General features: G+C 34.1%; 8 protein-coding genes and 1 tRNA gene. All 9 read left to right on the top strand.

What is annotated here, in order from left to right:
• The coding region (locus tag ACZQCL_RS06295; RefSeq protein ID WP_482482299.1) for a hypothetical protein at positions 1 to 255 on the top strand (255 nt) is incomplete at its 5' end.
• A gap of 177 nt (positions 256 to 432) precedes the next feature.
• Positions 433 to 506, top strand: a tRNA-Arg gene (locus ACZQCL_RS06290).
• A 16-nt stretch (positions 507 to 522) separates the two neighbouring features.
• Positions 523 to 963 carry a hypothetical protein gene (locus ACZQCL_RS06285; protein WP_288537275.1) on the top strand — a complete coding sequence of 147 codons (441 nt, stop codon included), beginning with the start codon at positions 523 to 525 and terminating at the stop codon, positions 961 to 963.
• Complete coding sequence (locus ACZQCL_RS06280; RefSeq protein WP_482482297.1) at positions 956 to 1,297, top strand: YjcQ family protein; 342 nt, start codon at positions 956 to 958, stop codon at positions 1,295 to 1,297. The genes ACZQCL_RS06285 and ACZQCL_RS06280 overlap by 8 nt, the downstream gene beginning before the upstream one ends.
• Positions 1,298 to 1,409: 112 nt before the next feature.
• Positions 1,410 to 1,754 carry an HNH endonuclease signature motif containing protein gene (locus ACZQCL_RS06275; RefSeq protein ID WP_482482295.1) on the top strand — a complete coding sequence of 115 codons (345 nt, stop codon included), beginning with the start codon at positions 1,410 to 1,412 and terminating at the stop codon, positions 1,752 to 1,754.
• Between the two features lie 125 nt (positions 1,755 to 1,879).
• Positions 1,880 to 3,142: a phage portal protein gene (locus ACZQCL_RS06270; RefSeq protein WP_482482293.1), complete on the top strand. Its 1,263-nt coding sequence runs from the start codon at positions 1,880 to 1,882 to the stop codon at positions 3,140 to 3,142.
• 2 nt (positions 3,143 to 3,144) lie between these two features.
• Entirely contained in the window at positions 3,145 to 4,554 is a 1,410-nt protein-coding gene (locus ACZQCL_RS06265; RefSeq protein WP_482482291.1) for a hypothetical protein, read from the top strand.
• The gene (locus ACZQCL_RS06260) at positions 4,535 to 4,711 is read left to right on the top strand and encodes a hypothetical protein (protein WP_217797829.1); all 177 of its coding nucleotides are present in this window, start codon (positions 4,535 to 4,537) and stop codon (positions 4,709 to 4,711) included. The genes ACZQCL_RS06265 and ACZQCL_RS06260 overlap by 20 nt, the downstream gene beginning before the upstream one ends.
• A 45-nt stretch (positions 4,712 to 4,756) precedes the next feature.
• Positions 4,757 to 5,072 (top strand): YjcQ family protein (locus ACZQCL_RS06255; RefSeq protein ID WP_482482289.1); only part of this gene is annotated, 316 nt, incomplete at its 3' end.

Raw genomic sequence — 5,072 nt, 5'->3', positions numbered from 1 at the left:
ACGAATAAGACAAAAGACGATTTAGTTCATTATTATGTGAACAAGGCAGTGGAAAAGAGGGAAAAAAGGATGAGATGTAAACTTACTATTAAATGCCAGGGTTTAAACAAGAATGTTATTTCTGACAAGTACACACTGGAAGAGTTGTTGGAGTTGTATGAATCTGAAAAAGAAATTGATTTCAAACTAATCGATGGCAGTGTGATTCATGGCTATTTAATTGGATTCGTACAAGATAGATCACAAGTTATGTAGAAATGGAGCTGGAAAAAGTCTTGACAAAACTTCCAGCTTCTTTTGTTACAATAAATAAGAAAGGAAAGATTATTTTTTGCAAACCAATGAAAATCCGGCCAAATAATCTTTTTCTTTCGAAGCAGAGATTGTGTATATTTCCACTCAACAAAATATCTACGGCCGGATTTTTTATGTGGCAGGATAGAGTAATGGTAACTCGAGCGTTCCCTTAGCGCTTATTGGTGGTTCGATTCCACCTCCTGCGCCCAATTTACGAGGTACAAGATGACAAAGGAAAAAGCAAAATACATATTGAGAGAGATTAAAAGCATTAAAAGATATTCAATGATCATTGCTGGTTTTGATGTGGATCTAAAAAGAATACATGATGAAATCGAAACACTACAAATGCCAACGTGTCCTAATGCCAATACTGGTCCTGCAATTCAAAACCATAAAGATAAATACACATTAGTGAATTCATTATTGTCAGATGAGATTGACTATATGAATGAGCGTGAAGAGTTCATGAATCTGAAAGTCAAGGCAGAGCATTACTATGTTAAGTTAAAGCTAGTCTGTGAGAGTTTGGATCTAATTTCCTTTGCGGATGATTTCATTAGTGGTGTGAAGGAAAATGAATTAAAAACTAAGTATGGATATGCGAATCCGTATAAGAAAATGATTGATTTAATTATGAAGAGTGAGGAAAAAAGACATGTCTAACAATGATTATGATGTAATTGTTTGTAAAGTGTTGGTTTATCTTTATAAGAAATATAAGCGCATTGATGTTCCAGAAGATTATTTAACTCCAATGACTAAGGATTTCCCGGTATGTCAGGAAATGTTTGATGAAACATTGGCCATGATGTTGGATGAAGGATTGATCAAAGGATTTAAGTATATTAAAGCTTGGGGAGGAGATGAGATTATTGTTTTAGAAAACAATATTAGGATTACTCCTACAGGTATTCATTACTTAAAAGACAATAGTATTATGCGTAAGCTTGTTGAAAAAATACCAGAAGCTGCATCCATTGCCAGCTTATTTGTATAAAAAAGTAAAAGAGTTAGAACTCTAACTCTGTCAAGTATGTTATTATGTATTTGCATAAATAGGCCAGGAGGAAAACTTCCTGGCTTTTCTTATACCCGGGAGGTGGAAAACTATGACACAAAAACGATTAGATTCATATGGAGTTCATAGACTGATCCTGGAAAGAAACAAGAAGAAGATACTAGCAACACAAGATGTATGTGGTATTTGTGGTAAGCCAGTTGATAAAAAATTAAAGTGGCCTGATCCAATGTGCGCAGTCATTGACCACATTATTCCAGTCAACAAAGGTGGACACCCAAGTGACTTGAATAACTTGCAGCTTGCACACATGTGCTGCAATCGAATTAAATCGGACAAGTTATTCGAAAAAAGAGATTTTAGTGGTAATGCTACTGTTTCAAATAGAACGCTGCCACAGAGCATTAATTGGGTCGAATACCGTTCTAAAAAATAAAAAAGCACATAGAGGGGGGCTATATGGGCGGCAGGCGCTCGTTTCTGAAGTTCGGCTGTTACTACGCATATTTCTCTATGAACATCGATGAATGGCCGCAGAGCCTTTAAAATGGAGGTTTGAAGATGAATTACAAAGGTATAAATTTTTTGAAAAAACAACTTTTTTCCAAAAGAAATCGAGTGAGAATGAGATATAGATATTATGAAATGAAGAATGGAATTAAAGACTTCAAAATTGCGATTCCTAATGAATTTAAGTACGTGTCAGAAACACTTGGATGGTGTTCTAAAGCAGTCGATTCATTAGCGGATCGCATTTCTTTTAAAGCATTTGAAAACGATAATTTTAACATGAACAAAATCTTTGATATGAACAACAAAGATATTCTTACAGACAGTGCGATTCTTGGAGCATTGATCGCATCATGTAGTTTTATCTATATTTCGCAAGATGAAGACGGATATCCTAGACTTCAGGTAATCGATGCGTATGATGCGACAGGCATCATTGATCCAATCACTAACATGATGATAGAAGGATATGCAGTGTTGGAACGTGATGAGAAATATAATATTTTAACAGATGCTTATTTTACGTGTGAAGAAACAGTTGTGTTTGATTATGTTGGCCATAGAGAAATACACGTTCCTAATCCAGCAAGATATTGTTTGTTGGTGCCAGTGATACATAAGCCGGATGCTAAAAGACAGTTTGGCCATTCTAGAATTTCAAGAGCATGTATTGATCTTCAACAAGGAGCACTTAGAACATTGAGACGTTCAGAAGTAGCTGCAGAATTCTATTCCTATCCACAAAAGTATATTCTAGGTACAGATTCAGATGCAGATCCGATGGATAAAATTAGAGCATCTATTTCGACTATGCTTCAAATCTCACGAAGTGAAGATGGAGGAGGGACACCAACGGTAGGTCAGTTCGCGCAACAATCTATGTCACCACATATCGATCAGTTAAAATCTTTTGCTTCTTTGTTTGCAGGAGAAACAGGATTAACACTGGATGATCTTGGTTTTGTGACAGATAATCCATCGAGTGCAGAAGCAATTAAGGCAGCACATGAAAACTTGCGATTGGCCGCAAGAAAAGCACAAAAGAATTTCGCAACTAGTCTGATTAATGTTGGATATCTTGCAGCATCTGTCAGAGATGGATTTGAATACAAAAGAAATCAGATTTACGAAACAAAAGTTAAATATGAACCACTATTTGAACCAGATATGTCTACATTGTCTTTGATTGGTGATGGTGCTATTAAAATCAATCAGGCAGTTCCAGGTTACTTCAATAAAGACAACCTACAGGATCTTACTGGTATTGCATCAAGTAAATTAGATGTTCCATCAGTGCCGGATGATGAGGAATAAACATGGATGATATTTCAATTGGACTTCTTAAGGGAATTAAGAAGTCTTTTTCTTCCGGTGTTGAAGATTCTAAAACTATTAATGATTTATTAAAAAAGTTAGACGATAAAAAAGCAGATTACGAAGATGCACAGAAATATGCGATTGAAGTTGGCGATATTCTTTCAAAATCTTTTGAAGAAAATATTGATTCTGCATCTTTACCAAACGGAAAGATGTACTACAACATCGCGAAAAAGGTCGTGGATCCAGAATTAAAAGAGGGGTTTGAAAAAGTTTCGGATTATTCTACGAAGGTTCAAAAAATTTTAAATGAAGATGCAAAGATTGGATTGAAAGTTCAAAAACCCGTATACAATCAAGCAAGATCCAATGGAATCGTTAGAAGATTGGCAGATGCAGAGTCCTATGATGATGTTTCCTGGATTTTAAAAGATCCAGTAGTGAATTTTAATCAAAGTGTTGTGGATGATACGATAAAAGTAAATGCAGAGGCGCATTATAAAGTTGGAATGCATCCGAAAATCACTAGAAAAGTAGCTGGTAATGCTTGTGATTGGTGCATGAATCTAGCTGGAACATATGAATATCCAGATGATGTTCCTGATGAAGTCTATCATAGGCACAGAGATTGTAGGTGTATTGTTACTTATAATCCAGGTAACGGAAAAGCTGTGCAAGATGTGTATTCAAAGAAATGGTTTGAAAGTGAAGATAAAGTAGAAACATTAGGCACTCAAAATGTTGATTATATGGGGATGCCTAAAAAAATCACGTTCAATTCTGGGGATGGGGATATGAAAACCGTTAAAGTGTACAAAGCAGATGGAGCGCAAAATATTTATATTCAAAATTACGATAAGCAAACGAAAAGTATGGTCGCTTATTTAGATGATGTTATAAACAAAAAAAATAAATATGGGCAAATCGATAATATAATCGTATTAAATAATAATCGTTTAAAAGGTATTGCAGCATATAGACATGATGATAATTCATTATTTATTAGCAAAGAATTAATTGATCCAAATAAATTTGCAAAAATTGTAGATCCATCTGTTTTTCCTGCAAGATCAGTAACGGATGTTTTGAATCACGAATTAGGTGGTCATAAGAGACATTGGGATGCTGTTAAAAGATATAAGACTGACAATAAAATCGATGATTTAAATGATGCAAAAATGCAGATTGAATCACAGATGAGAAAACATGTTGTTAATCAAATGAGGTCAGATCCTTTATATATAAATAAAACGGTTAGTGTAAATGCAGAGCGTTCTTTCTATGCTAAAAAAAGCTTGAATGAACTAATCGCAGATGCTAATATTCTAGTAGAGAGAAATGAGCTAAGCGATAACGAACTAAATCAACTTGTAAAGGAGGTTATCAACTATGATGGTAAATCCAAGTGAATATGAAAAGAAATTATTTGACCAAGTTAGACCTTGGCTATTATTTGATTCATCGACTGAGGGATTTTATCTAAAAGATGATACTCCTGATGAAATTAAAGAAAAATTTGTGCTTTTAAATAAGTATTTAGAAAGAAATTATGTGGAATTAACTTAAGCATCTGTAGGAATACAGGTGCTTTTATTATGCAAGGAGGAAAATATGGCTAGAGACGATTATGATGTAGTAGTTTTTAAAATATTACTTTACTATTATGCGATTTTTAAAGGCACGATCCTATTTAATGAAACTGAATTTAAGCGTGCTATTAAATACGATTCTTTTGCAGATGGATATTTAGAAAGAGTGCTTAAATTAATGAGCGAAGAAAATCTTATTAATGGAGTGCATGTTTCTAAAGCATGGGGAAACCAATATATGATGCTTAATGATTTATCGGATATTGAAATCACTGCAGAAGGAATTCATTATTTAAAAGAAAATAGCGGTATGGAGAATGTTAAAAAGTATTTATTGG

The organism is Holdemanella sp. (genome assembly GCF_056804935.1).
This window is presented reverse-complemented; position numbering and strand designations above follow the sequence as displayed.